The organism is Streptomyces violaceoruber (assembly GCF_033406955.1).
In the GTDB taxonomy this organism is placed as follows: Bacteria; Actinomycetota; Actinomycetes; order Streptomycetales; family Streptomycetaceae; genus Streptomyces; species Streptomyces violaceoruber.
In genome coordinates, this window is record NZ_CP137734.1 from 5,604,257 (window position 1) to 5,629,980 (window position 25,724).

Sequence of the window (25,724 nt, forward strand, 5' to 3'; positions counted from 1 at the left end):
TCCGTCCCCGGCCCCCGGCCTCCCGGGCCTCCGTCCCCGGCCTCCGGTCCCCGTCACCCGCCGGCCCGCCCGGCGCCTCTACCGGGGCAGTACCACGACGTACGCGGCGGGCTCCCGGTCCCCGGCCGCCATCAGCGCCGTCCGTACGACGGCCGCCTCGTGCTCCGGGCAGTCCCGCAGCTTGCGCGGGGTGAGGTGTACGACCGTGATCCCCAGCCGTTCCAGGTGCTCGCGCTTGCGGGCGTGCTCCGCCCGCGCGGCGTCGTCCTCCTGCTGCCGGTGCGCCCGGGTGTCCAGCTCCAGCGCCACCGCCTGCTCGGGCCAGAAGGCGTCCACGCCGCCCAGATGCGGGCCGCCGGGCAGGCGCAGGCCGACGTTCCAGACCGGCTCGGGCAGGGCGTACTCGCGCACCATCCGGTACAGCCGCTGCTCGGCCAGCGCCCGCCCCTCGGCGACCAGCGAGTCCACCGCGTCCACCACGTGCGGGCGGCTGAGCAGCCGCGCCCGGTTCAGCTCCCGTACCACCGCGGCCGGCTCGCAGTGGCCGCCGCGCACGGCCTCGGTCAGCAGCCGGCGGACCGTGCCCGGGTCGGTCAGCTCGGCGACCGCGTCCGCCAGGGCCCGCGCCACCGGCGCCACCGGAACCCCCGTCAGCTCCACGGCGGTCGGCAGCGCGGTCGTGCGGACGACGCGCGCACACCCCGTCGTGCGCAACCGGCGCAGCCGCGGGACCAGGACGTCGATCAGCTCCAGGGCCGACAGCGGGGGAGCGGCGGAGAAGCCGTGCAGCGTCAGCGCGGCCAGGCCCGTGATCATCGCCTCCGCGTAGGCCGGTACCGGCGGGTGCTCCCCGCCCGGCTGGACCGGGACCGAGGCGGGCACGCCGGGTGCCGTGCCGGAGGTGCGCTCCCGCGCCGCGTAGAGCAGCACCGCGTGCAGGCGCTCGTCGCTGGTCGGCGGCCCCGGGTGCAGCAGGACGACGTTCGGCAGGAGCTGCTGCCAGGGTCCGCCGGGCCGGCACTGCTCGCTGGTCTCCGCGGCGGAGACACCGTGCGCCCGCAACTGGGCGGCCGTCATCAGCCGGCGCCGGCCGTCGGCCAGGGCGTGCAGCGGACGGGGGCGGGGGGAGAGCGGGATGTTGTGCGTCATGACGGGCAACTTCCCGCGCCCGATCGGCCCCTTAACCGCTGTTACACGCCCATCGCCGAACCGGGACAAGCCCGCCCTAAAGGACTCCTGTTCGGATGCCGAAAACCCCTGGTCCACCACCGTGCGGCCCAGGGGTTACGGCTGCTATTGCCTGAATTCCGTAACGACGACGGAACGCTCAATCGTTGGCCAAAGCAACGGTGTTCATGTCACACCGAGTGGGGCAGCGTCCCTCCAGGGGCGCGGGGCTGCACCGGTGTGCGGCTCCGCCGCGCGGGCGCGCCCGGCCACGACGCTGCCGCACACGACGAGCAGCAGAACCCTCACGCACCCCCGTCACAGGCCTGCGCCCGCAGCGCCCGCGCCAGGTCGTCCCGCGCCTCCAGCACCAGCCGGCGCAGCGCCGGGGCCGCGTCCTCGTGCGCCGACAGCCACGCGTCGGTCGCGTCCAGGGTGTCCTGGGAGTCCCGCAGCGAGGGGAACAGGCCCCGGACCACGTCCATCCCGATCTGGATGGACCGCTCGGCCCACACCCGCTCGATCGCCGCGAAGTACTTCTCGGCGTACGGCGCGAGCAGGTCCCGCTGCGAGGGCTGCGCGAACCCGGCGATGGTCGCCTCCACCAGCGCGTTCGACAGCGCGTCCGACTCCACGACCTGCGCCCAGGCCTGCGCCTTCACCGCCGCCGAGGGGCGGGCCGCCAGGCAGCGCACCTGGTGGCGCTTGCCGGAGGCCGTGTCGTCGCGGGCCAGCTCGGCGGCCAGGACGCCCTCGTCGGCGGCGCCGTGGGCCGCCAGTGGCGCGAGGAAGGCCCAGCGCAGCTCCTGGTCCACGTCCAGGCCCTCGATCTTCTCGGTGCCCTCCAGCAGCCCGCGCAGCAGCTCCAGCTCCGCCTCCCCGGACGCCACCGACGCGAAGAACCGCGCCCAGGCCAGCTGCTGCTCGCTGCCCGGCGCCGCGTCCCGCAGCTCGCGCAGCGCACCCTCGCCGAGCAGCCGGCCGCCGGTCTCCCGCCAGTCGGGGGCCGCGTAGTGCACCAGCGCCGAGTTCGTCCAGGCGTGCAGCATCTGCAGGACGCCGATGTCGGACTCGCGTCCGGCGAACCGCAGCACCAGCGCCGCGAAGTCCCGGGCCGGCAGCAGCGCGTCCCGCGTCATGTTCCACAGCGCCGACCAGCACAGGGCACGGGCCAGCGGGTCGGTCAGGGACCCCAGGTGCTCGCGCAGCGTCTCCAGCGAGGTCGCGTCGAACCGCGTCTTGCAGTACGTGAGGTCGTCGTCGTTGACCAGGACCAGCTCGGGGGCCTCGGCACCGGCCAGCTCCGCCACCACCGTGCGCGGCCCCTCCACGTCCACCTCGGCGCGCGCGTACCGCTCCAGCGCGCCCTCGGCGGTGCGCCGGTACAGGCCCACCGCGACGCGGTGCGGGCGCAGTTCGGGGTGCGACTCGGCGGCCTCCTGCACGACCGCCAGCTCGTCGACCGTGCCCGCCTCGCCCAGCAGCACCTGCGGGGTCAGCGAGTTGACGCCGGCCGTCTGGAGCCAGGAGCGCGACCAGGCCGCCATGTCCCGGCCGCTGGTCTCCTCCAGGACCGACAGCAGGTCACCGAGGCGCGTGTTGCCGTACGCGTGCCGCTTGAAGTAGCGCCGCGCGCCCTCCAGGAACGCGTCCTGACCGACGTACGCCACCAGCTGCTTGAGCGCGGAGGCGCCCTTGGCGTAGGTGATGCCGTCGAAGTTGAGCTTGGCGTCCTCCAGGTCACGGATGTCGGCCGTGATCGGGTGCGTGGAGGGGAGCTGGTCGGCGCGGTACGCCCAGGCCTTGCGGCGGTTGGCGAAGGTGATCCAGGCGTCCTTGAAGCGGGTCGCGCCGACGTTCGCGAACGCACCCATGAAGTCGGCGAAGGACTCCTTCAGCCACAGGTCGTCCCACCACTCCATGGTGACCAGGTCGCCGAACCACATGTGCGCCATCTCGTGCAGGATCGTGTTGGCGCGGCCCTCGTACGACGCCCGCGTCACCTTCCCGCGGAAGATGTACTCCTCCCGGAAGGTCACCATCCCCGGGTTCTCCATCGCGCCCAGGTTGTACTCGGGCACGAACGCCTGGTCGTACTTCCCGAAGGGGTACGGGTAGTCGAAGTGGTCGTGGAAGAAGTCCAGCCCCTGCTTGGTGATCAGGAAGACGTCGTCCGCGTCGAAGTGCGGCGCCAGGCCCTTGCGGCACAGGGCGCCGAGCGGGATCTCCAGCCGGGTGCCGTCCTCGAAGGTCCGCTCGTAGGAATCCGTCACGTAGTGGTACGGACCCGCCACCACACACGTGATGTACGTCGAGATCGGCTTCGTCTCCGCGAACCGCCACACCCCGTCGACCCGCTCGCCCGCGCCGTTGGACCACACCGTCCACTCCTCCGGCGCCCGCACCTCGAAACGGAAGGGTGCCTTGAGGTCCGGCTGCTCGAAGGTGGCGAAGACCCGGCGCGAGTCGGCCGGCTCGTACTGGGTGTACAGGTACACCTCGCCGTCCTCCGGGTCGACGAAGCGGTGCAGGCCCTCGCCGGTACGGGAGTACGCGCACTGGGCGTCGACCACCAGCTCGTTGTCGGCGGCCAGGTCCTCCAGGGCGATCCGGGAGCCGTCGAAGACCTCGCTCGGGTCGAGGTCGCGGCCGTTGAGGGACACGGCGGTGACGCTCGGTGCGACCAGGTCGGCGAAGCTGCTCGCGCCGGGCTCGTTGCAGCGGAAGCGGAGCGTGGTGACGGACCGGAACGTGCGCGGCCCCCCGCCCTGCGCGTCACCGACGGCCGAGCGCACGTCGAGGGACACCTCGTACCCGTCGACGGACAGCAGGGCGGCCCGCTCCCGGGCCTCGTCGCGGGACAGATTCTCACCGGGCACGGGCGGCACTCCCTCGGATGGTGTTCAGTATGCGGACAGCACCGATCCTGCCATGCGCCCCTGACGCGCGGCAGCCGGGAATGGGCGGGCCGGTCGTTCGGTTGCCGGGTTGAGTACTCGTTCGCGCCGCCTCATGAGGAGAGACATGTCGGAGAAGACGCCCGTCGACTTCTGGTTCGACCCCCTGTGCCCCTGGGCCTGGATGACCTCCCGCTGGGTCCTGGAGGTGGAGAAGGTCAGGGACATCGAGGTCCGCTGGCACCTGATGAGCCTGGCCGTCCTCAACGAGGACAAGCTCGACGAGCTGCCCGCCGAGTACCGCGAGCTGCTGGAGACCAAGGCCTGGGGCCCGGTACGGGTCGTCATCGCCGCCCAGGAGGAGCACGGCGCCGACGTGCTCGGCGACCTCTACACGGCGCTGGGCACCCGCATCCACAACCAGGAGGAGGGCCCGGGCCGGGAGACGGTCGCCGCGGCCCTGAAGGACGTCGGCCTGCCCGAGTCCCTCATGGACCACTGGGACGGCACCCCCTACGAGCCGCAGCTGCGCGCCTCCCACAAGGAGGGCATCGACAAGGTCGGCCAGGAGGTCGGCACCCCGGTCATCGCCGTGCCCGGCGCCGACGGCGGGCAGCTCGCCTTCTTCGGCCCGGTCGTCACCCCCGCCCCCAAGGGCGAGGACGCCGCCAAGCTCTGGGACGGCACCCTCGCCGTGGCCTCCGTACCGGGCTTCTACGAGATCAAGCGGACCCGCACCAAGGGCCCGGACTTCAGCAACCTGTAAGCCGTGCCGGCGCACAGAAGGCCCCCGCGAGTCACGTCCTCGCGGGGGCCTTCCTCATTCCGCCCGCCCGGTGAAGGTTGAGAAGACGATCACGAGGCGGGACGACTCAAGGGGTTCAGGGGGCCAGCAGCAGCGTGTTGGTGCGGGACTTGGCGGCCTCGTAGCGCCTGGCCACGTCCTGCCAGTTGACGACGGCCCACATGGCGTCGATGAAGTCGACCTTCTGGTTCTTGTACTGCAGGTAGAAGGCGTGCTCCCAGGCGTCGAAGACCAGGATCGGGGTGGAGCCCTGGCCGACGTTGCCCTGGTGGTCGTAGATCTGCTCGACGATCAGCCGGCCGCTCAGCGGCTCGTAGGCCAGCACGCCCCAGCCCGAGCCCTGGGTGGTCGCGGCGGCCTTGGTGAGCTGCGCCCGGAATCCGGCGAAGGAGCCGAAGGACTCGGCGATCGCGTCGGCCAGCTCGCCCACGCCGTCCTTGTCCAGGGGCTCGCCGCCGCCGTCACCGGTCATGTTGTGCCAGTAGATCGAGTGCAGGATGTGGCCGGAGAGGTGGAAGGCCAGGTTCTTCTCCAGGCCGTTGATCGAGCCCCACGTCTCCTTGTCCCGCGCCTCGGCGAGCTGCTCCAGCGTGTCGTTGGCGCCCTTGACGTACGCGGCGTGGTGCTTGTCGTGGTGCAGCTCGATGATCTCGGGACTGATCACGGGAGCCAGCGCGGAGTAGTCGTACGGCAGTTCAGGAAGCGTGTAGACGGACATGGCGGATCCCCTCCGGCCTCTTATTGCAAAAGCCTTGCAACTGCACGCTAGCAGCAAGAGGCTCGGAAGGGGTGGCGGGCCGGGCCCGGCGCACACGAAAGGGCCCCCGCACGGCTTCGTGCGGGGGCCCTCGGGAGCCTCGCGGCAGGCCTTAGGGGGTGTCGTTTGGATCTTGCCGGGGGCGCGGGGTCTGGCACGCACATCTGCGGCGTTGTCGTCGGTTGCCAACGCTCCGCGTTGTCGCCCTCCTCCGCCTTGCAGCCGCACGCACCAGACCCCGCTCGGGTCGGCCACAAGGCACCGTCGGCCGCGGCCGGCCTGATCCAAACGACACCCCCTAGTCGCGGGCCGCGCCCCGCCGCTGCCGGGCGTAGCCGACGGCCGCCAGGACCAGCGTCATCCCGCCCGTCGAGTACAGCTGCACCCGGGTGTCCGGTTCGCGGGCCATCAGGACGAACACCGCGGCCATGCCCGCCAGCGCCACCCAGGTCAGCCACGGGAAGGCCCACATGCGCACGACCAGCTTCTCGGGCGCCTCCCGCTCCAGGCGGCGGCGCAGCCGCAGCTGCGCGGCGGCGATGAAGATCCAGACGACCAGGATGACCGCGCCGATCATGTTCAGCAGCCAGGAGAAGACGTCGTCCGGCCGCCAGTAGCTGAGCAGCACGCAGCCGAAGCCGAAGAGGGAGGAGACCAGCACCGCGACCCGCGGCACCCCGCCCGACACCCGGCCCAGCACCTTCGGTCCCTGACCCCGCTCGACCAGCGAGTAGCCGATGCGTGAGGCCCCGTAGATGTTGGCGTTCATCGCGCTCAGCAGCGCCACCAGCACCACGATGTTCATGAGCTGCCCCGCGCCCGGGATGCCCAGCTCGTCGAGGGCCGCCACGTACGGGCCCTTCTCGACGACCTCGGGGGAGTCCCACGGGACCAGGGTCACGATGACCGCCATCGAGCCGATGTAGAACAGCGCGATGCGCCACATCGCCGTCCGCACGGCGCTCGCCACGCCCCTGACCGGGTTCTCCGACTCGGCCGCCGCGATGGTCACCGTCTCCAGGCCGCCGTAGGCGAACACCGAGGCGAGCAGGCCGATGATCAGGCCGTTGCCGCCGTGGGGCAGGAAGTCGCCCAGGTGGGAGGTGCCGGGGGAGTCGGTGCCCGGCAGGACCCCGCAGATCGCCAGCACGCCCAGCACCAGGAACAGCGAGATGGCGCCGACCTTGAGCGCGGCGAACCAGAACTCGAACTCGCCGAAGTTCTTCACGGCGGCCAGGTTCGTCCCGCAGAACACCACCATGAACAGCGCCACCCACGCCCACTCGGGCGTGCCCGGCAGCCAGCCGTGCACGATCTGCGCCGCGCCGATGCCCTCGAGCCCGACGGCCGTGCACAGCAGCACCCAGAACGCCCAGCCCGCGGTGAAACCGGCCCACGGGCCGATCGCCCGCTCGGCGTGCGCGGAGAAGGAACCGGAGGAGGGGTACGCGGCGGACATCTCGCCCAGCATCCGCATCACCAGCATCACGAGGAGGCCGGAGACGGTGTAGGCGACGACGATCGAGGGCCCCGCGGCGGCGATACCGGCGCCGGAGCCGACGAACAGCCCGGCTCCGATCACCCCGCCGAGGGCGATCATCGACAGGTGGCGCTGCTTGAGGCCGTGGGAGAGGGAAGCGTCCGCCGGCTGCCGGGGCGCCTTGGCGGTGGTGCTGTTGGACATGGAGCGGCTCGTCCAATGCGTGGGGGGACGGGTGGCGGTGGGGTGAGGGGGGTGGGGTGCGGGGACGTGGGGGCTGGGCAGGGCAAAAGCGCCCACAGTTTCCGGTCTCGCGCCGCCCGGCGACAGCGGCGGCCCACGATGCGGACGGACCGGATACGGAATGCGATCATCCGAATACGGCGTTCCGCCTGCCGGCGCGCCCGGGTGACGTCCGCCTCACCTGCTCGGTGACCGGTCTCACCCGAGTCCGGGTGTATCCCGCGGCCTTTGTCGGGAGCCCACCAAGTCCGGGAGCGGGCCTTTGTCGAGCGCTGCCGGTGATCGGTCCCGCCCGCTGGGATAGCGTCGCGGTGTCCGACATGTCCACACCACCCCTCGCGGAGTCCCCATGAGCACCGCTGCCGTCCCCGCCCGATCCGGGCAGGTCCTCGCCGACCTCATCCCCTCCTCCCGAGTCCGGGACGTCGCGCTCGTGGCGGGCGGTGCCGTGCTCACCGGCATCGCGGCCCAGATCGCGGTGCCCGTGCCCGGCTCCCCGGTGCCGGTGACCGGCCAGACCTTCGCGGCACTGCTCGTCGGCACCTCGCTCGGCGCCCGCCGCGGCCTGCTCTCCCTCGCGCTCTACGCCCTTCTCGGCATGGCGGGCGTGCCGTGGTTCGCCGAGGGCGGCTCCGGCACCGCCGCGCCCTCCCTCGGCTACGTCTTCGGCATGCTGCTCGCCGCCACGGTCGTGGGCGCCCTGGCCCGCCGCGGCGCCGACCGCTCGGTGCTGCGCACGGCCGGCACGATGCTGCTCGGCGAGGCGATCATCTACGCCGTCGGCGTGCCGTACCTGGCCCTCGCCGCCGACATGTCCCTCACCGCCGCGATCGCGGCCGGTCTCACCCCGTTCCTGATCGGCGACGCGCTGAAGGCCGCGCTGGCGATGGGCGTCCTGCCCACCGCGTGGAAGCTGGTCGACAAGCGGTAACCGGCCGCGGGCCCACGCGGAAGAGGCTCGCCGGAGCGCGACAGCGCCCCGGCGAGCCTCTTCCGTTTCCCCGCGGGGTCAGCCCTTCGCGGCGCCGGCCGTCCGCGTCGCGGTGATCCGCTGCTTGACGAGGGCGACGACCACGACGAGCGCGGCGACGAGCAGCGACAGCAGTACGGTGCTGCGCCCGTCGTGCTCGGTGTCGGTCAGCATGTAGCCGAGCACGAAGACGATGACCGCGGCGGCCGCCCAGGTCAGATACGGGTACAGCCACATCCGCACGACCAGCTTCTCCGGCGCCTCGGCCTGGATGATCTTCCGCAGCCGCAGCTGCGAGAAGCAGATGGCCAGCCAGACGAAGAGGGCCACGGCGCCCGAGGAGTTGAGCAGGAAGAGGAAGACCGTGTCGGGGAACTTGTAGTTGAAGAAGACCGCGACGAAGCCGAAGACGACGGACGACAGGATCGCCGCCTGCGGCACCCCGCGCCGGGTGGTCCGGGCGAACGCCTTCGGCGCGTCCCCGCGCCGGCCGAGCGAGAAGGCCATGCGGGAGGCGGTGTAGAGCCCGGAGTTCAGACAGGACAGCACGGACGTCAGCACGATGAAGTTCATGATCTCGCCGGCGTTCGGGATCCCGAGCGAGTCCAGCGCGGCGACGTAGGAGCCCTGGTCGACGATCGACTGCGAGTCCCAGGGCAGCAGCGCGACCACGACGAAGATGGACCCGAGGTAGAAGACGGCGATGCGCCAGATGATGCTGTTGGTCGCCTTGGTGACGGCCCGCTGCGGGTCCTCGGACTCACCGGCGGCGAGCGTGGGGATCTCGCTGCCCATGAACGAGAAGACGACGAGCAGTACGCCGGTGAGAACGGCCCCGGCCCCGTGCGGCAGGAAGCCGCCGTGCTCGGTGAGGTTCCCGAGCCCCGCCCGGTCGCTGTCGACGCCGGGCAGCACCCCGAAGACGGCCAGCCCGCCGACGACGATGAACGCGGCGATGGCGACGACCTTGATCCCGGCGAACCAGAACTCGAACTCGCCGTAGGAGCCGACGGAGGCGAGGTTGGTGGCGGTGAGCACGACCATCACGATCAGTGCCCAGCCCCACTGCGGCACGGCGGGAATCCACCCTTCCAGGATCTTGGCCCCGGCGGTGGCCTCCACGGCCAGCACCACGACCCAGAAGAACCAGTAGAGCCAGCCGATGGAGAACCCGGCCCACGGGCCGAGCGCGCGGTCGGCATGTGCGGAGAACGAGCCCGAGGTCGGGTTGGCGGCCGACATCTCCCCGAGCATCCGCATCACCAGCACCACGAGCGTGCCGACGAGGGCGTACGAGAGGAGGATGCCGGGTCCCGCGGTGGCGATTCCCGAACTGGAACCCACGAACAGCCCGGCTCCGATGACGCCGCCGATGGCGATCATCGAAAGGTGGCGGTTCTTGAGTCCGGCCTGAAGACCGGTATCGGGTCCACAGGGGCCCGCGGGTCCTTCCTCGGGCTTGGTCAGGGTCGGCTGCGAAGTCATGGGGGGAGGGTTTCCTTTGCGCCGGTCGAGCACTTTCCCGTACGAGCGGTGTACGAGCCGGACCAGTGAAACGGAGGCGAACGAATTCAGGAACCTTTGAATCCGGATCGTTACTTGAGCTTTTCCTGAGCTTTTAAAGTTTTACGCATCGTTTTCCCAGTCGCGACCCGAAGCGTCCACCGCCTGGCCCGCGTGTCACACTCGACGCATGCGCGTGTATCTCGGCTCGGACCATGCGGGCTTCGAACTCAAGAACCACCTCGTCGAGTGGCTCGCGGCGGCGGGACACGAGCCCGTCGACTGCGGTCCGCACATCTACGACGCCCAGGACGACTACCCGCCCTTCTGCCTGCGCGCCGCCGAGCGCACGGCCGCGGACCAGGGCGCCCTCGGCATCGTGATCGGCGGTTCCGGCAACGGCGAGCAGATCGCGGCGAACAAGGTGAAGGGCGTGCGCGCGGCGCTGGCCTGGAGCGAGGAGACGGCGTCGCTGGGCCGCCAGCACAACAACGCCAACGTCGTCGCGGTCGGCGCCCGCATGCACACGCAGGAGGAGGCGACGAAGTTCGTCGAGACCTTCCTCGGCACCCCGTTCTCCGGCGACGAACGCCACATCCGCCGCATCGACATGCTCACGTCCTACGAGACGACGGGCGACCTTCCCCCGGTCCCGTCCCACCACCCGCAGCAGTAGAACCCCCGCAGCAGCACCCCGATCCCCCGACCGCCCTGCCGCCCCCCACCGCACGAGCACCGGGGGGCGGCACCGGCCTCGCGGGCCGGGCGAAAGGACACCTCACGTGCCAGAGGGGCACACGATCCACCGGCTGGCCCAGGACTGCACCGCCGCCTTCGCCCGCACGGCAGTCCGCGTCACCAGCCCGCAGGGGAAGTTCGCCGACTCGGCCGCCCTCCTCGACGGCACCGTCCTGACCACCGCCGACGCCCACGGCAAGCACCTCTTCCTCGGCTTCGGCGCAGCCGGGAACGCGGCCGAGGACGCCGCCGAGAACCCCGCCTGGGTCCACATCCACCTGGGCCTCTTCGGCAAGGTCGCCTTCGGCCCGGTCCCCGCGCCCCCGCCCACGGACACCGTCCGCCTCCGCCTGGCCAACGACACCGCCCACGTCGACCTCCGCGGCCCCACCACCTGCGCCCTGATCACGGACCCCGAGAAGCGGGCGATACACGACCGCCTCGGCCCCGACCCCCTGCGCCCGGACGCCGACCCGGCGGCCGCCCACCGCCGGATCTCCCGCAGCCGCACCACCATCGCCGCCCTGCTCATGGACCAGAAGGTCATCGCCGGCGTCGGCAACGTCTACCGTGCCGAAGTCCTCTTCCGCCACGGCATCGACCCGTACCGCCCCGGCAAGGACCTCACCCCCGCCGAGTGGGACACCATCTGGCAGGACCTCACCGCCCTCATGCGCGAGGGGGTGCGGAACAACCGCATCGACACCGTCCGCCCCGAGCACACCCCCGAGGCCATGGGCCGCCCGCCCCGCGTCGACGACCACGGCGGCGAGGTCTACGTCTACCGCCGGGCCAACCAGCCCTGCCACCTGTGCGGCGGCCCGATCAGCACGGCCGGCCTCGCCGCCCGCAACCTCTTCTGGTGCCCCACCTGTCAGAAACGGTGAGAGCCCGCACTCAGAACCCGTGCGGCAGCCACGGCGCCACGTCCGACCCGAACCCCACCGACGCCTCCGCCAGCGCCCCGGCCCGCACCTCGCGCACCCGCCCGGCCGCGCCCAGCGAACTCAGCCGCACACCCCCCAGGTACGCCGCGCCCAACTCCCGCACGGACAGCGCCAGATCCGCCCCGTCGGACGTACGCTCGCACGACGCGCCCTTCGCGTCGCCGCTCAGCCGCCAACGCCCCGCGTTCCAGGGGCAGAAGGCATCCTCGACCTCGAACACCACGTCCACCGGCGCCTGGTAGGTCCGCGCCGCGAGCGCCGCCCCCACGTCCACCAGCCGCACGTACAACGCGTCCCGCGACTCCGGCCGGCACCGCCGGATGTCCGACACCTGGTACTGCCACGCCTCGTCCACCGGCCGCCCCCGCACCGCCAGCCGGGAGGTCAGGTCGACGTCGTACAGGAACCGCCACAACGCCGCCTCGGTCGCCGGGTCGAGCCCCGCCAAGTCGTCGAGGACCACCGTGCCCCCGGCCCCCTCGGGCCCCCAGGCCGGCCGCACCCGGAAGCGCGCGAACCCGGTGACCTCGCCGCCCCGCCGGGCCACGACGCACTGCAGGGGCGAGGCGCCGTCCCGCCCGCTCTCCGGATCCAGCAGCGCCAGCCGCTCCCAGCCGGGCCGCCGGGCCAGCATCCCCGGCCGCCCCGGCACCAGCCGGGCGTACACCGCCTCGCACGCGTCGAGCACGTCGGCGGGCGCCGCGTACCGCAGCCGTACGTCATCCGTACCGGCCGGCACCGACAGCCGGACCCGGCTCGTGTCGATCTCCGCGCTCAGCGAGAAGGTCGCGGCGCCGTACCCGAAGCGGCCGTAGATGGCCGGCTCGGAGGCCGTCAGGACCGCCAGCGGCTCGCCCCAGGCCCGTACGTCGTCCAACTGCCGCCGCATCATCGACGTCAGCACGCCCCGGCGCCGGTGCGTGGCGGCGACGCTCACCATCGTCACGCCCGCCGCGCGCACCTGCGCGCCGCCCGGCACGGTCATCCGGAAGTCGAACGACCCCGTCGTCCCGACGCACGCCTCGGCCGCCCCGTCGCGCTCCCAGACGCCGATCGACCGGTCCACCCGCGTCAGCTCCCGGAACAGCTCCAGCTCCTCGGCCGGCTCCGGAACCCCGCCGAAGGCACGGATCAGCGACCCGTACCAGCTGTCCCACTCCTCGCGCCGCAGCACCCGCGGCTCCATCGTCATCGTCGTCGTCTTCGTCACGCCGCCGCCGTCATCACCCGTGGACCGTTCCATACGGCATGCGTACCAGGGCGGCACGAGTCGGGCGACACAATTTCCGCAGGGGTGCGGCGCGGGAGCCGTTCGTGAAGTTCACTGTGAAGTCCGGTCTCGGACGGGGGACAAGTGGGACCTCCCGTGCCAAGCGGCCGGTCCGATGGATAGGGTCCCGAACTAATGGCAGCAGGACGACAGCGGCGCGCGGAGGCCGAGACGTTCACGGCCCGGTGGAAGAAGCAGTGGCACCGGGCCCGCGTCGGCGTGCGCCGGGCCGCCGTCGACTACTTCCGCGGCGACGGCTCGGACTGGATCGCGCTCGCCGGACTGCTGCTGACGATCCCCGTCATCGCGGCCACCACGATGGCCAACTCGGTGTGGTGCTCCCCCTCCGCGCTGGTCATCCCGATCGTCGCGGGCGGCCTGCTGCTGCGCCCGGCGAGCCTGCTCGGCCTGTACGCCGCGGCGGCCACCGCGCTGATCGTGGAGTCGGTGCAGCTCGGCCCGTACACCGAGGGACCGTCGCGGGTCACCCCCGGCGTGGTCCTCGTCGTCGCGGCCTGCGGCTTCTTCGGACTCCTCGTCGCCCAGTTCCGCAGCCGGGTCGGCGTGCCCTGGCGGCGCGGCGGCACCATGCTCTTCGACCTGCGCGAACGCATCCGCGTCCAGAGCAAGTTGCCCAAGCTGCCCAAGGGCTGGCACCGCGAGATGGCGCTGCGCCCGGCCGGCGGCCAGTCCTTCTCCGGCGACTTCGTCGTCGCGGCCCGCACCAACGGCGGCCGGACGCTGGAGGTCGTCCTCACCGACGTCTCCGGCAAGGGCATGGACGCCGCCTCGCGCGCCCTGCTGCTGTCGGGGGCCTTCGGCGGACTGCTGGGCAGCCTGCCCCCGCACGCCTTCCTGCCGGCCGCCAACGGCTACCTCCTCCGCCAGGACTGGGACGAGGGCTTCGCCACCTCCATCCACCTCGTCCTGGACCTCGACTCCGGCGACTACGAGCTGTACTCCGCCGGGCACCCGCCGGGCCTCCAGCTCAGCGCGGGCACCGGCCGCTGGGAGGAGAAGTCCGCCGACGGACCGCTGCTCGGCGTGTACGACGGTGCGCAGTTCGACCAGGTGAAGGGCTCGCTGCGGCCCGGGGACGTACTGATGCTGTTCACGGACGGACTGGTGGAGACCTCCGACCGGGACATCGCCGAGGGCATCGACCGCCTCACCGGCGAGGCCGACCGCTATGTCGCGGGCGGCTTCCACGGCGCGGCCTGGCACCTGATCGAGGCCGTGGCCAAGGACGTCAACGACGACCGGGCACTGCTGCTGATCTGCCGGGAGGGCCCGACGGCCCAGTCCGCGCCGGCCACGGACTGAGGCCCGCGCCGCATACTGGGCCCATGCCGCCCATGCCGCCCACGCCACCCCTGCCTCACGACTCCGGACCGCCCGCCCGGCCGCTCTCCCTGGCCGAGGTCGAGGCCACGGCCCGCGCCGCCCACGCCGGACAGACCGACAAGGCGGGCCGGCCGTACGCCGAGCACCTGCGGGCCGTCGCCGAGGGCGTGCGGCGGCGCGGCGGCGACGCCGAGCAGATCGCGGCCGCCTGGCTGCACGACGCCGTGGAGGACGACGCGTTGACCGAGGGGTGGCTGGCCGAGGCGCCGCTGAGCCGCCGTACCAAGGACATCGTCCTGGCCCTCACCAAGCGGGCGGGGGAGCCGCCCGAGGCGTACGCCGCGCGGATCCTGGCCACCCCCGGCGCGCGGCTGGTCAAGGAGGCCGACCTGGCGCACAACGCCGACCCCGCGCGGCTGGCTGTCCTCGACGGGGCCACCCGCACACGACTGACCGAGAAGTACACGCGGATGCGCGCCCTTCTCGGTCAGGGGTGACCCACCGGTTCTAGACGGAGACCTTCTCGCCGCCGGCGTTCGAAGCGGCGGGCTCGGTGGACGTCTCGCGTGCGCCGGGACCGGCTGCCTGGTCCCGCTTCCCGCGCCCCCGGGCGGTGTCACCGGGATCCCGTCCGAAGGCCCAGTCCATCCTCGGTTCGACCACGTACCGCAGGACCCGCTGGACGGGCCTGGTGCACAGCAGGGTGACGGCGGTGGCGCCGAGTACGGTGAGCCCGATCTCGCCGAGCGGCCGGTCCAGGAAGGGCTGCTGGAACCAGCCGGTGTAGTCGCCCTCCTTCACCAGGAAGCCGTGCAGCAGGTAGCCGTAGATCGTGCCGGCGCCGAGCGCGGTGAACCACATGCGCCGGCCGGGCACCCAGGCGAAGAAGCACGCGGTGAGCACCACGGAGCAGCCGAACAGCGCGAGGGTCAGGACGGGCCCGGACCACCACGGGGCACTCGTGTCCTGCACCGAGGCGTTGCGGTAGAACCAGCCGGTCTCCATGCGCGGCACCGACCACCAGGCGATCACCAGCGCCGCCGCGACCACCGGCACGGACCAGATCCGCACCGAACGGCGCCGCACCAGCTGGAAGTGCTCGGGGCGCAGCAGCAGACCCAGCACGAAGCAGGGCAGGAACTGCAGCACCCGCTGCATGTTCAGGTCGTTGCCGACGGTGGGCGTCACGGAGGCCAGCGCGGCGATGCCGAGGGCGATCGGGAGCGGCCAACGGAGCGTCTGCCAGAGGGGGGTGGTCAGCCGCCACACGAACAGCGCGCACAGGAACCACAACAGGTAGGTGGGGTCCAGCAGGCTGATGTCGTTGCCCGGGTCCTCGCTGACGCGGCGGTGCAGCGCGTAGGCGACCTCGAAGACGACGTAGGGGACGACGACGCCGGTGATCAGCCGTCTGACGCGCTTGGGGCTCAGGTCGAAACTGCGCGAGAAGTAGCCGGAGATGACGATGAACGCCGGCATGTGGAACGTGTACAGGACCCGGTAGAGGGTCTCCACGGTCCGGTTCCCGTCCAGGATCTGACCCCAGGCGTGGCCCACACCGACCAGGACGATCGCCAGGTACTTGGCGTTGTCGAAGAACGCGTCGCGCTGCCGGCTCGGGCGGGTGCGTGGCGGCGGCGACTTCCGGTCGCCGTCGGATCGCAGCGAGCTAGTCATGCAACCCCCCGCCGAAAAACCGGCGAGTAGTCACAGGACCTCGCTGCTCTGGTGGGGGACGAGGCAGCGTAGAACATCTGAGGCACCCTAGCGTTCGCCGTCGCATTCCGTAAAACACTCGACGTCATTCCCGCATTTCGGGTCTTGGGCACGGTGTGAGTACCGTGCGAGTACCCCGTAATCCGGGAACTCGGCCTCCCCGGACGCGCGACGGACCCCATGTGGAGCGTCCTGTTTGTCATGACACATCATGACTGAACAGCGCACTTACGGGCTTCAGGGGGGTCCTGTGGACTCCGTGTGATCTCTCTGTGATCTCCCTGCGGTGACGCTTCCGACGCACCCGCCGATGTGTCCGCCACGACAATTCGAAATACCTGCGAACGCGTTGTGTGGGCATGGAAACGAAACGGCTCGAATTTCCCGTACGAGTGGACCGCCGAAATCGTGTGCGGGAGGCGACGGCGGGCCGCGCCCGCGTGCGCGGGGGAGCGTGCCGCTCACGGAACCGGCCGGACGATGTGTCACCTGCCGCATGACGGGGCCCGGTTGGTGGCACGATGGTTCTGGCGGGGGTGTTGCGGTGCCACACCTCCGGGCGGGAGTGCGGACCGACCGAGGGTGTGATCAGTTGTGGCCATTTCACTGTCAGTGGTGCTGCTCTTGGGGATCATCCTGGTGGTGCTGCTGCGGGGAGGGTCGATCAAGGCGGGGCCGGCGGTCGTCGCGGTCCTCTTCGGCTTCTTCCTCGCCTCGACCGGGATGGCCGACGACATCCAGCGCTTCCTGGACTCGATAGCGGACACGATCAACTCGATCCAGTTCTAGCCCGCCGCCTCCGGGCCCCGTGCGGTCCGGCCACCCCCGGGACCGCACAAAGGCCTCCGGCCCGATCCCTGCGGGACCGGGCCGGAGGCCTCTCGGAGCGGGCGACGGGAATCGAACCCGCGTAGCCAGTTTGGAAGACTGGTGCTCTACCATTGAGCTACGCCCGCACAGCACGCGCCGCAGGTCGGTGACCGCGGCACTGCACGCATCGTAGCGGGTCGTCCCCCCTCGACGCACACCCCTTCGGGTCCGCGCCGCACCTTCGCGGACGCTCCGGAAACTCTGCGGTCCCCGGTGGCCGGCGGCATGTACCCTACGTCTCGCACCAGACGGGGTGTGGCGCAGCTTGGTAGCGCGTCCGCTTTGGGAGCGGAAGGCCGTGGGTTCAAATCCCGCCACCCCGACCACCGAGTGATCGCCGAGTGATCGCCTTTTGGGCCGTGTAGTCGCTGCCGTTACTATGCAAGCTGCACGCCCGTGTGTCATCAGCGTCTGAAGTCTCCGGGCGGCGAAATTTGCCGGACACTCTCTGGTTCCGGCAGAACCCAAGAAGTCAGCCACCAAGGAGACCGAACCGTGAAGAGCGCCGTGGAGACCCTGAACCCGACCCGGGTTCGGCTCACTGTCGAGGTGCCCTTCGAGGAGCTCAAGGACAGCCTCGACGCGGCGTACAAGAAGATCAACCAGCAGGTCACGGTGAAGGGCTTCCGCAAGGGCAAGATCCCGGCCCGGGTCATCGACCAGCGGTTCGGCCGCGGTGCGGTGCTGGAGGAGGCGGTCAACGACGCGCTTCCCAAGTTCTACACCGACGCGGTCAACGAGGCCGAGCTGAACCCGCTCGGCCAGCCCGAGGTCGACATCACGGAGCTGAAGGACGGCGAAACGCTGAACTTCACCGCCGAGGTCGACATCCGCCCCTCCATCGAGATCCCGGACTACTCCGGCATCGAGGTCGAGGTCGACGCCGTCGAGGTCACCGACGAGGACGTCGAGAAGTCGGTGGAGCAGCTGCGCGAGCGCTTCGCCTCCACCTCCCCGGTCGAGCGCGCCGCCGCGGACGGCGACGTGCTCACCCTCGACCTGCAGGCCAAGGTCGACGGCGAGATCCTCGAGGACGGCGTCGCCGACGGTGTGTCCTACACCATCGGCTCCGGCGAGCTGCTGGACGGCATCGACGAGGCCGTGAAGGGCCTGGAGGCCGGTGGCGAGGCCACCTTCACCTCCGAGCTCAAGGGCGGCTCGGCGGCCGGCAAGGAGGCCGAGGTCACCGTCAAGGTCTCCCAGGTCGCCGCGCGCGAGCTGCCCGAGCTGGACGACGACTTCGCGCAGCTCGCGTCGGAGTTCGACACGCTGGAGGAGCTGCAGGCCGACAGCCGCAAGCGCCTGGCCAACATGAAGCAGTACGACCAGGCCACGCAGGCCCAGGAGCGCGTCCTGGACAAGCTGCTCGAGCTGGTCGAGGTCCCGGTCCCCGAGAAGCTCCTCGAGGACGAGATCAACACCCGCAAGCACAACCTCGAGCACCACCAGCTCGGCCAGATGGGCCTCGACCTCGAGAAGTACCTCGAGCTCCAGGGCAAGACCGCCGAGGAGTTCGAGACCGAGACCCGCGAGGCCGCGGTCAAGGGCATCAAGACCCAGTTCGTCCTCGACGAGCTGGTCAAGCAGGAGAAGCTCAACGTCAGCCAGGAAGAGCTGACCGAGCACCTCATGCGCCGTGCCGCCTCCTCCGGCATGTCCCCCGACCAGTTCGCCCAGGCCGTCGTCGAGCAGGGCCAGGTCCCGCTCCTCGTCGGTGAGGTCGCCCGCGGCAAGGCCCTGGCCGCCGTGGTCGAGAAGGCCACGGTCAAGGACACCAACGGCGAGATCGTCGACCTGGACGACGAGGAGGACGAGGAGACGGAGGCCGCCGAGGCCGACGCCACCGAGGCCGCCGACGCCGAGAAGGCCGACGACAAGGCCGAGGAGAAGACCGAGGGCTGATCCCCTCGCGCCGTCCCCGACGGATGTGAAACGGGCCCCGGACGTTCCGACGCCGGGGCCCGTTCGTATAGGGCAGGACAGCCCGCCCAGGGGCGCGGGGAACCGCGCGACGGGCCACGGACGGCCCGCCGCCCGGGAACCGGCCAATCCGCCACGGCGGTGGCGCTCCGCGCACCCCGCGGAGCGCTACGCCCCCGGCGAACACCCGCAGAACCGGGATGGCACCGGAGGGTCACCGCGTTAGGGTCCATGAATACGAGGGCAGGGGAGTCCCGGAAAGCGGCTCCAGCCCCGCAGGGAAACGTGAGACGGCCCGGCGCCGTCGTAAGACGAGCAGGTGGATACGTGACGAATCTGATGCCCTCAGCCGCCGGCGAGCCCTCTATCGGTGGCGGCCTCGGCGACCAGGTCTACAACCGACTGCTCGGCGAGCGGATCATCTTCCTCGGCCAGCCGGTCGACGACGACATCGCCAACAAGATCACCGCACAGCTGCTGCTCCTTGCCTCCGACCCGGACAAGGACATCTTCCTGTACATCAACAGCCCGGGCGGTTCGATCACGGCCGGCATGGCGATCTACGACACCATGCAGTACATCAAGAACGACGTGGTGACGATCGCGATGGGTCTCGCGGCCTCCATGGGACAGTTCCTGCTCAGCGCGGGCACCCCCGGCAAGCGCTTCGCGCTGCCGAACGCCGAGATCCTGATCCACCAGCCCTCCGCCGGCCTGGCCGGTTCGGCCTCGGACATCAAGATCCACGCCGAGCGGCTGCTGCACACCAAGCGGCGCATGGCCGAGCTGACCTCCCAGCACACCGGCCAGACGATCGAGCAGATCACCCGCGATTCGGACCGCGACCGCTGGTTCGACGCCTTCGAGGCCAAGGAGTACGGCCTCATCGACGACGTCATCGCCACGGCCGCCGGCATGCCGGGCGGCGGCGGCACGGGCGCCTGAGCCATCCTCCGCCCCGAGCCGACCGCCTCAGCCCCTTTACAGGAGACACTGTGAACGACTTCCCCGGCAGCGGCCTGTACGACCGCGTGAACGCCGCACAGGACATGCGCGCCGCCTCCCAGGGCCGCTACACCGGCCCGCAGGCCGAGTCCCGCTACGTCATCCCGCGCTTCGTCGAGCGCACCTCGCAGGGCGTGCGCGAGTACGACCCGTACGCGAAGCTCTTCGAGGAGCGGGTGATCTTCCTCGGCGTCCAGATCGACGACGCCTCGGCCAACGACGTCATGGCGCAGCTGCTGTGCCTGGAGTCGATGGACCCCGACCGGGACATCTCGGTCTACATCAACAGCCCCGGCGGCTCCTTCACCGCGCTCACGGCCATCTACGACACGATGCAGTACGTGAAGCCGGACGTCCAGACGGTCTGCATGGGCCAGGCCGCCTCCGCCGCCGCCGTCCTGCTGGCCGCCGGTACGCCGGGCAAGCGCATGGCGCTGCCGAACGCCCGCGTCCTGATCCACCAGCCGTACAGCGAGACCGGCCGCGGTCAGGTCTCCGACCTGGAGATCGCCGCCAACGAGATCCTCCGGATGCGCTCGCAGCTGGAGGAGATGCTGGCCAAGCACTCCACCACGCCGGTCGAGAAGATCCGCGAGGACATCGAGCGCGACAAGATCCTCACGGCCGAGGACGCGCTGAGCTACGGCCTGATCGACCAGATCATCACCACCCGGAAGATGGACAACTCCTCTCTCCGCTAGGCAAGAGGCTGTATCGTCTGCCGCTCCTTGGCACGGTTTGACGCGATTCACGTCAAAGGGAACCGTGCCAAGGGGGGCCCGGACGAGGGGCCCGGCAAGGTACCGTCGGACATAAGGCAGCACCAGGAGTCCGCCCGCCGTTGACGTGACGTCGACGTCCGGGAGTCTCCCAGGCGAAGGGGAAGCACACCGTGGCACGCATCGGTGACGGCGGCGATCTGCTCAAGTGCTCGTTCTGCGGGAAGAGCCAGAAGCAGGTCAAGAAGCTCATCGCAGGGCCCGGTGTGTACATCTGCGACGAGTGCATCGACCTCTGCAACGAGATCATCGAGGAGGAGCTGGCCGAGACCAGCGAGGTGCGCTGGGAGGAGCTCCCCAAGCCCCGCGAGATCTACGAGTTCCTCGAGAGCTACGTGGTCGGCCAGGAGGCGGCCAAGAAGGCCCTCTCCGTCGCGGTGTACAACCACTACAAGCGGGTCCAGGCCGGCGAGAACGGCGGCGCCCAAGGCCGCGAGGACGCCATCGAGTTGGCGAAGTCCAACATCCTCCTGCTGGGCCCCACGGGCTCCGGCAAGACCCTCCTCGCCCAGACCCTCGCCCGCATGCTGAACGTCCCGTTCGCGATCGCCGACGCCACGGCGCTCACCGAGGCGGGGTACGTCGGCGAGGACGTCGAGAACATCCTGCTGAAGCTGATCCAGGCCGCCGACTACGACGTCAAGAAGGCCGAGACCGGGATCATCTACATCGACGAGATCGACAAGGTCGCGCGGAAGAGTGAGAACCCCTCCATCACGCGCGACGTGTCGGGCGAGGGCGTCCAGCAGGCCCTGCTGAAGATCCTGGAGGGCACCACCGCCTCCGTCCCGCCGCAGGGCGGCCGCAAGCACCCGCACCAGGAGTTCATCCAGATCGACACGACGAACGTGCTGTTCATCGTGGGCGGTGCCTTCGCGGGCCTGGAGAAGATCATCGAGGGCCGGGCCGGCGCCAAGGGCATCGGCTTCGGCGCGCAGATCCGCTCCAAGCGGGAGATCGAGTCCAAGGACCAGTTCGAGCAGGTCATGCCGGAGGACCTGGTCAAGTTCGGCATGATCCCCGAGTTCATCGGCCGGCTGCCCGTCATCACCTCCGTCCACAACCTCGACCGCGAGGCGCTCCTCCAGATCCTGGTCGAGCCGCGCAACGCCCTCGTCAAGCAGTACGAGCGCCTCTTCGAACTCGACGGCGTGGAGCTGGACTTCGAGCGCGAGGCCCTGGAGGCCATCGCCGACCAGGCGATCCTGCGCCAGACCGGCGCCCGCGGCCTGCGCGCCATCATGGAGGAAGTCCTCCAGGGCGTCATGTACGAGGTCCCCTCCCGCAAGGACGTCGCCCGCGTCGTCATCACCGCCGACGTGGTCCTCTCCAACGTCAACCCGACGCTGATCCCCCGGGATTCGCGGGGGCGCGGCCCGGGCGAGCAGAAGACGGCGTAGCCGCACCGTACGAACACATGTGGAGGGGGCCCGGTCGCTCGACCGGGCCCCCTCCACGTTGCCGCTCCGCGTCAGGCCTTGACGCGGATTTCCTTGCGGAGCTTGGTGGTGATGTCGACGGCGACGTCCTTCGGCACACCCTTGGTGGCGTCACCCGGGGAGACCAGGGCGATCGTGCTGTAGTCGGCCCAAGCACAGATCCAGTCGGTCTTTTCCTTCTTGGAGACCGGGTTGGTGCCCTCGACGCCCTGGCACTTCATGACCGCGCCGTCGATGTCGACCGACTCGGGCTCGCCCACGGCCTTGCCGCCGCCTCCCGTCTCGGAGGAGGAAGACGAGTTCTTCTCGGACTCCTTCTTGAACTCGGCGAAGAACTTGTCGAGCACCGCCTCCGGGTCCGAGATCTTCCCGTACGCGCCGAGGTAGGTGATGCCCTTGGCGGTCGCCATTTCACTGGGGTCGGGGGCAGTGCTCGGGTCCGAAGGGTCGTACCCCGTGAGGTCCGCGGTGGTGTAGAAACCGGTCACGCTCGTGCCGTCCTTGACGCCACTCTTCTCAAGGTCCTTGACCGTGTCCGAGTCGGTCTCGGCGGCCTCGTCGCTGGCGCGCTTGTAATCGGTGAGCACCGTCGCCGGCGTCGTCAGCTTGTGGGCGCCGTCGTCCTCCAGGCCGCCCGCGCCACCGCCGCCGCCGATCACGAAGTAGACCCCCACGCCGATCGCCGCCACGACGGCGACCGCGCCGATGATCAGACCGGCCTTCTTCTTGCCGCCACCGCCCGGAGCCGGTGGCTGGGGCATGCCGTACGGCTGCTGACCGTAGGGCGGCTGCTGGCCGTAAGGGGGCTGCTGGCCGTAGCCGGGCTGCTGGCCGTACGGCGGAGCCTGCGGGGGGACGCCGCCCTGCTGGGGCTGCTGCGGGTAGCCGTAGCCCGGCTGCTGCGGGGGAGGCGTCTGCTGGGGGTAGCCGTAGCCGGGCTGGGGAGCCTGCGGCGGCTGCTGACCGTACGGGCCCGGCTGGCCGTACGGTCCGGGCTGCTGGGGCTGCCCGCCGTACGGGCCCGGCTGGTTGTGACTCATTCCTGGGTTCCCCCTCGGATGCTTTACGTGGTTCTGACATCCTGACTCAGACCTGGCGTGCGCAGGTCACCGGGGGCCGCACCGTTACAGAAGAAACGCGTTTCGGGACAGCGCCGTGACGCCCGTAAACTGACCCCGTGACCGAGAACTCTCAGCAGCCGCAGCCCGCACCCAGCACCGAACTGCCGACCCAGTACACGCCGGCCGAGGTAGAGGGGCAGCTGTACGAGCGCTGGGTGGAACGGGGTTACTTCGAAGCCGACGCGAAGAGCGACAAGCCGCCGTACACCGTCGTCATCCCGCCGCCGAACGTCACGGGCAGCCTGCATCTCGGGCACGCCTTCGAGCACACGCTCATCGACGCCCTGACCCGCCGCAAGCGCATGCAGGGCTACGAGACGCTGTGGCAGCCCGGCATGGACCACGCCGGCATCGCCACCCAGAACGTCGTCGAGCGCGAGCTGGGCAAGGAGGGCAAGTCCCGGCACGACCTCGGCCGGGAGGCCTTCGTCGAGCGCGTCTGGCAGTGGAAGAGCGAGTCCGGAGGGCAGATTTCCGGCCAGATGCGCCGCCTCGGCGACGCGGTCGCCTGGTCGCGCGAGCGCTTCACGATGGACGAGGGCCTCTCCCAGGCCGTCCAGACCATCTTCAAGCGGCTCTACGACGACGAGCTGATCTACCGCGCCGAGCGCATCATCAACTGGTGCCCGCGCTGTCTGACCGCGATCTCCGACATCGAGGTCGAGTACCAGGACGACGACGGCGAGCTGGTCTCCATGAAGTACGGGGAGGGCGACGAGACCATCGTCGTCGCCACCACCCGCGCGGAGACGATGCTCGGCGACACCGCCGTCGCCGTCCACCCCGAGGACGAGCGCTACAAGCACCTGGTCGGCAAGCTCATCAAGCTGCCGCTGACCGACCGCTCCATCCCGGTCGTCGCCGACGAGCACGTCGACCCCGAGTTCGGCACCGGCGCCGTCAAGGTGACGCCCGCCCACGACCCGAACGACTTCGAGATCGGCCAGCGGCACGGCCTGCCGTCCATCGCCGTGATGGACGAGCACGCCGTCATCACCGCCCACGGCCCCTTCCAGGGCCAGGACCGCCTGGAGGCCCGCTCCGCCATCGTCGCCGCGCTGCGCGCCGAGGGCCGGATCGTCGCCGAGAAGCGGCCCTACGTCCACTCCGTCGGCCACTGCTCGCGCTGCAAGACCACCATCGAGCCGCGCCTGTCCATGCAGTGGTGGGTCAAGGTCGGTCCGCTGGCGAAGGCCGCCGGTGACGCGGTCCGCGACGGCAAGGTCAAGATCCACCCGCAGGAGATGGAGAAGCGGTACTTCGACTGGGTCGACAACCTCCACGACTGGTGCATCTCGCGCCAGCTGTGGTGGGGCCACCGCATCCCCGTCTGGTACGGCCCCGAGGGCGAGGTCGTCTGCGTCGGACCCGGCGAGGAGCCGCCGAGCGGCGAGGGCTGGTACCAGGACTCCGACGTCCTGGACACCTGGTTCTCCTCCGGCCTGTGGCCGTTCTCCACGCTCGGCTGGCCCGAGCAGACCGAGTCGCTCGCGAAGTTCTACCCGAACTCCGTCCTGGTCACCGGCTACGACATCCTCTTCTTCTGGGTCGCCCGGATGATGATGTTCGGCCTCTACGCGATGGACGGCACCCCGCCGTTCCACACCATCGCCCTGCACGGCATGGTCCGTGACCAGAACGGCAAGAAGATGTCCAAGTCCTTCGGGAACGTGGTCAACCCGCTGGACTGGATGGACAAGTACGGCTCCGACGCCCTGCGCTTCACCCTCGCGCGCGGCGCCAACCCGGGCGTCGACGTCCCGATCGGCGAGGACTGGGTCCAGGGTTCCCGCAACTTCGCCAACAAGATCTGGAACGCCACCCGCTTCGCGCTGATGAACGGCGCGACGGTCGAGGGCCCGCTGCCGGACGCGTCGAGGATGTCCTCGACCGACCGCTGGATCCTCTCCCGCCTGAACTCGGTCGTCGCCGAGGTCGACGCGTACTACGAGGACTACCAGTTCGCGAAGCTCTCCGACGCCCTGTTCCACTTCGCCTGGGACGAGGTCTTCGACTGGTACGTCGAGCTGTCCAAGACCACCTTCCAGGCGGGCGGCGAGGCGGCCGAGGTCTCGAAGCGCGTCCTGGGCGAGGTCCTGGACGTGACGCTGCGTCTCCTCCACCCGGTCGTCCCCTTCGTCACGGAGACGCTGTGGACGACGCTCACGGGCGGCGAGTCGGTCGTCATCGCCGAGTGGCCGACGGACTCCGGTTTCCGGGACGCCGGCGCCGAGCGGGAGATCGAGACCGTCCAGTCGGTCATCACCGAGGTCCGCCGCTTCCGTGCCGACCAGGGGCTCCAGCCCGGCCAGCGGGTCCCGGCCCGGCTCACCCTCGCGGGCAGCGCGCTCGCGGCCCACGAGGCGGCCGTCCGGCAGCTGCTGCGGCTCCAGCCGGAGGGCGACGCCTTCACGGCGACGGCCACGCTGCCGGTCGCCGGCGTCGAGGTGGCCCTCGACCTCTCCGGGGTCATCGACTTCGCCGCCGAGCGCAAGCGGCTGGCGAAGGACCTCGCGGCGGCGGAGAAGGAGAAGGCCCAGGCGAACGCCAAGCTCGGCAACGAGGCGTTCCTGGCGAAGGCACCGGACCAGGTCGTGGACAAGATCCGGGGCCGCCTGGCCAAGGCGGACGAGGACATCACCCGCATCACCGCCCAGCTGGAGAAGCTGCCGGAGGCGTAGTCGCCGCCGCCTGCGGGCAGTCGTGCCGCTGGGGCGGCACGGGTGGGCGCGGCGGCACCCCGCAGGCGCGGG

At 70.7% G+C, this 25,724-nt stretch carries 20 protein-coding genes and 2 tRNA genes; 13 read left to right on the forward strand and 9 right to left on the reverse strand.

All coding sequences use genetic code 11. From position 1 onward, the window contains the following. Positions 1–78: 78 nt before the first annotated feature. Together R2E43_RS25040 and pepN are read right to left on the reverse strand one after the other, a co-directional pair. The gene (locus tag R2E43_RS25040; RefSeq protein ID WP_161270042.1) at positions 79–1,149 is read right to left on the reverse strand and encodes a hypothetical protein; all 1,071 of its coding nucleotides are present in this window, start codon (positions 1,147–1,149) and stop codon (positions 79–81) included. A gap of 323 nt (positions 1,150–1,472) precedes the next feature. Beyond that, a complete protein-coding gene (gene pepN / locus R2E43_RS25045; RefSeq protein ID WP_161270041.1) occupies positions 1,473–4,046 on the reverse strand; it encodes an aminopeptidase N in 2,574 nt (857 codons plus the stop codon). Positions 4,047–4,191: 145 nt separating this feature from the next. On the opposite strand from pepN, the gene R2E43_RS25050 reads away from it, so the two are divergent. Further along, complete coding sequence (locus R2E43_RS25050) at positions 4,192–4,830, forward strand: mycothiol-dependent nitroreductase Rv2466c family protein (protein WP_016326218.1); 639 nt, start codon at positions 4,192–4,194, stop codon at positions 4,828–4,830. Positions 4,831–4,945: 115 nt separating this feature from the next. Here R2E43_RS25050 and R2E43_RS25055 read toward each other — a convergent pair whose 3' ends face one another. Both R2E43_RS25055 and R2E43_RS25060 read right to left on the reverse strand, forming a co-directional pair. Then, positions 4,946–5,587: a superoxide dismutase gene (locus R2E43_RS25055; RefSeq protein ID WP_003976168.1), complete on the reverse strand. Its 642-nt coding sequence runs from the start codon at positions 5,585–5,587 to the stop codon at positions 4,946–4,948. 337 nt (positions 5,588–5,924) lie between these two features. Next, positions 5,925–7,310, reverse strand: coding sequence for an amino acid permease (locus R2E43_RS25060; RefSeq protein ID WP_003976169.1), 1,386 nt, complete (start codon positions 7,308–7,310; stop codon positions 5,925–5,927). 388 nt (positions 7,311–7,698) lie between these two features. Between R2E43_RS25060 and R2E43_RS25065 the strand changes: the two genes are divergently transcribed. Next, entirely contained in the window at positions 7,699–8,280 is a 582-nt protein-coding gene (locus tag R2E43_RS25065; RefSeq protein WP_016326217.1) for a biotin transporter BioY, read from the forward strand. A 78-nt stretch (positions 8,281–8,358) separates the two neighbouring features. Here R2E43_RS25065 and R2E43_RS25070 read toward each other — a convergent pair whose 3' ends face one another. Further along, entirely contained in the window at positions 8,359–9,804 is a 1,446-nt protein-coding gene (locus tag R2E43_RS25070) for an amino acid permease (protein ID WP_265701481.1), read from the reverse strand. A 208-nt stretch (positions 9,805–10,012) separates the two neighbouring features. Here R2E43_RS25070 and R2E43_RS25075 point away from each other — a divergent pair, with 208 nt between their 5' ends. Both R2E43_RS25075 and R2E43_RS25080 read left to right on the forward strand, forming a co-directional pair. After that, on the forward strand, positions 10,013–10,498 hold the full coding sequence (locus R2E43_RS25075) for a ribose-5-phosphate isomerase (RefSeq protein WP_037666673.1): 486 nt from the start codon (positions 10,013–10,015) through the stop codon (positions 10,496–10,498). A gap of 106 nt (positions 10,499–10,604) precedes the next feature. Next, the gene (locus R2E43_RS25080; RefSeq protein ID WP_003976173.1) at positions 10,605–11,447 is read left to right on the forward strand and encodes an Fpg/Nei family DNA glycosylase; all 843 of its coding nucleotides are present in this window, start codon (positions 10,605–10,607) and stop codon (positions 11,445–11,447) included. Between the two features lie 10 nt (positions 11,448–11,457). Here the strand turns inward: R2E43_RS25080 and R2E43_RS25085 are convergent, their stop codons facing one another. Further along, a complete protein-coding gene (locus R2E43_RS25085; RefSeq protein ID WP_030869926.1) occupies positions 11,458–12,699 on the reverse strand; it encodes a GNAT family N-acetyltransferase in 1,242 nt (413 codons plus the stop codon). A 213-nt stretch (positions 12,700–12,912) separates the two neighbouring features. Between R2E43_RS25085 and R2E43_RS25090 the strand changes: the two genes are divergently transcribed. Continuing rightward, the gene (locus tag R2E43_RS25090; RefSeq protein ID WP_003976175.1) at positions 12,913–14,100 is read left to right on the forward strand and encodes a PP2C family protein-serine/threonine phosphatase; all 1,188 of its coding nucleotides are present in this window, start codon (positions 12,913–12,915) and stop codon (positions 14,098–14,100) included. A 23-nt stretch (positions 14,101–14,123) separates the two neighbouring features. Then, entirely contained in the window at positions 14,124–14,618 is a 495-nt protein-coding gene (locus R2E43_RS25095; RefSeq protein WP_016326214.1) for an HD domain-containing protein, read from the forward strand. Between the two features lie 10 nt (positions 14,619–14,628). Here R2E43_RS25095 and R2E43_RS25100 read toward each other — a convergent pair whose 3' ends face one another. Then, entirely contained in the window at positions 14,629–15,798 is a 1,170-nt protein-coding gene (locus R2E43_RS25100; protein ID WP_003976177.1) for an acyltransferase family protein, read from the reverse strand. Positions 15,799–16,431: 633 nt separating this feature from the next. On the opposite strand from R2E43_RS25100, the gene R2E43_RS25105 reads away from it, so the two are divergent. Then, the gene (locus R2E43_RS25105; protein WP_003976178.1) at positions 16,432–16,626 is read left to right on the forward strand and encodes a hypothetical protein; all 195 of its coding nucleotides are present in this window, start codon (positions 16,432–16,434) and stop codon (positions 16,624–16,626) included. 96 nt (positions 16,627–16,722) lie between these two features. Here the strand turns inward: R2E43_RS25105 and R2E43_RS25110 are convergent. After that, positions 16,723–16,793, reverse strand: a tRNA-Gly gene (locus tag R2E43_RS25110). A 163-nt stretch (positions 16,794–16,956) separates the two neighbouring features. Between R2E43_RS25110 and R2E43_RS25115 the strand changes: the two genes are divergently transcribed. The 5 genes from R2E43_RS25115 (at position 16,957) to clpX (ending at position 21,811) form a co-directional block, all read left to right on the forward strand. Continuing rightward, positions 16,957–17,033 (forward strand) — tRNA-Pro (locus R2E43_RS25115). 169 nt (positions 17,034–17,202) lie between these two features. Next, entirely contained in the window at positions 17,203–18,609 is a 1,407-nt protein-coding gene (tig, locus tag R2E43_RS25120) for a trigger factor (protein ID WP_003976179.1), read from the forward strand. Between the two features lie 357 nt (positions 18,610–18,966). Beyond that, the gene (locus R2E43_RS25125) at positions 18,967–19,572 is read left to right on the forward strand and encodes an ATP-dependent Clp protease proteolytic subunit (protein ID WP_030186848.1); all 606 of its coding nucleotides are present in this window, start codon (positions 18,967–18,969) and stop codon (positions 19,570–19,572) included. A 50-nt stretch (positions 19,573–19,622) separates the two neighbouring features. Further along, positions 19,623–20,333 carry an ATP-dependent Clp protease proteolytic subunit gene (locus R2E43_RS25130; protein WP_011028458.1) on the forward strand — a complete coding sequence of 237 codons (711 nt, stop codon included), beginning with the start codon at positions 19,623–19,625 and terminating at the stop codon, positions 20,331–20,333. Between the two features lie 191 nt (positions 20,334–20,524). Then, on the forward strand, positions 20,525–21,811 hold the full coding sequence (gene clpX / locus R2E43_RS25135) for an ATP-dependent Clp protease ATP-binding subunit ClpX (RefSeq protein ID WP_003976182.1): 1,287 nt from the start codon (positions 20,525–20,527) through the stop codon (positions 21,809–21,811). Positions 21,812–21,882: 71 nt separating this feature from the next. Here clpX and R2E43_RS25140 read toward each other — a convergent pair whose 3' ends face one another. Further along, positions 21,883–22,890: a hypothetical protein gene (locus tag R2E43_RS25140; RefSeq protein ID WP_191849454.1), complete on the reverse strand. Its 1,008-nt coding sequence runs from the start codon at positions 22,888–22,890 to the stop codon at positions 21,883–21,885. Between the two features lie 137 nt (positions 22,891–23,027). Between R2E43_RS25140 and R2E43_RS25145 the strand changes: the two genes are divergently transcribed. After that, on the forward strand, positions 23,028–25,652 hold the full coding sequence (locus tag R2E43_RS25145) for a valine--tRNA ligase (protein ID WP_016326212.1): 2,625 nt from the start codon (positions 23,028–23,030) through the stop codon (positions 25,650–25,652). The last annotated feature ends 72 nt before the right edge of the window (positions 25,653–25,724 follow it).

Excerpts from the sequence above, each read along its gene's own strand:
- R2E43_RS25140 (WP_191849454.1), bottom strand. The coding sequence starts at position 22,890 with ATGAGTCACAACCAGCCGGGCCCGTACGGCGGGCAGCCCCAGCAGCCC.
- R2E43_RS25085 (WP_030869926.1), bottom strand. The coding sequence starts at position 12,699 with ATGACGATGGAGCCGCGGGTGCTGCGGCGCGAGGAGTGGGACAGCTGG.
- R2E43_RS25125 (WP_030186848.1), top strand. The coding sequence starts at position 18,967 with ATGCCCTCAGCCGCCGGCGAGCCCTCTATCGGTGGCGGCCTCGGCGAC.
- R2E43_RS25070 (WP_265701481.1), bottom strand. The coding sequence starts at position 9,804 with ATGACTTCGCAGCCGACCCTGACCAAGCCCGAGGAAGGACCCGCGGGC.
- R2E43_RS25050 (WP_016326218.1), top strand. The coding sequence starts at position 4,192 with ATGTCGGAGAAGACGCCCGTCGACTTCTGGTTCGACCCCCTGTGCCCC.
- R2E43_RS25055 (WP_003976168.1), bottom strand. The coding sequence starts at position 5,587 with ATGTCCGTCTACACGCTTCCTGAACTGCCGTACGACTACTCCGCGCTG.
- R2E43_RS25060 (WP_003976169.1), bottom strand. The coding sequence starts at position 7,310 with ATGTCCAACAGCACCACCGCCAAGGCGCCCCGGCAGCCGGCGGACGCT.
- R2E43_RS25065 (WP_016326217.1), top strand. The coding sequence starts at position 7,699 with ATGAGCACCGCTGCCGTCCCCGCCCGATCCGGGCAGGTCCTCGCCGAC.
- R2E43_RS25040 (WP_161270042.1), bottom strand. The coding sequence starts at position 1,149 with ATGACGCACAACATCCCGCTCTCCCCCCGCCCCCGTCCGCTGCACGCC.
- R2E43_RS25075 (WP_037666673.1), top strand. The coding sequence starts at position 10,013 with ATGCGCGTGTATCTCGGCTCGGACCATGCGGGCTTCGAACTCAAGAAC.
- R2E43_RS25090 (WP_003976175.1), top strand. The coding sequence starts at position 12,913 with ATGGCAGCAGGACGACAGCGGCGCGCGGAGGCCGAGACGTTCACGGCC.
- R2E43_RS25100 (WP_003976177.1), bottom strand. The coding sequence starts at position 15,798 with ATGACTAGCTCGCTGCGATCCGACGGCGACCGGAAGTCGCCGCCGCCA.
- R2E43_RS25095 (WP_016326214.1), top strand. The coding sequence starts at position 14,124 with ATGCCGCCCATGCCGCCCACGCCACCCCTGCCTCACGACTCCGGACCG.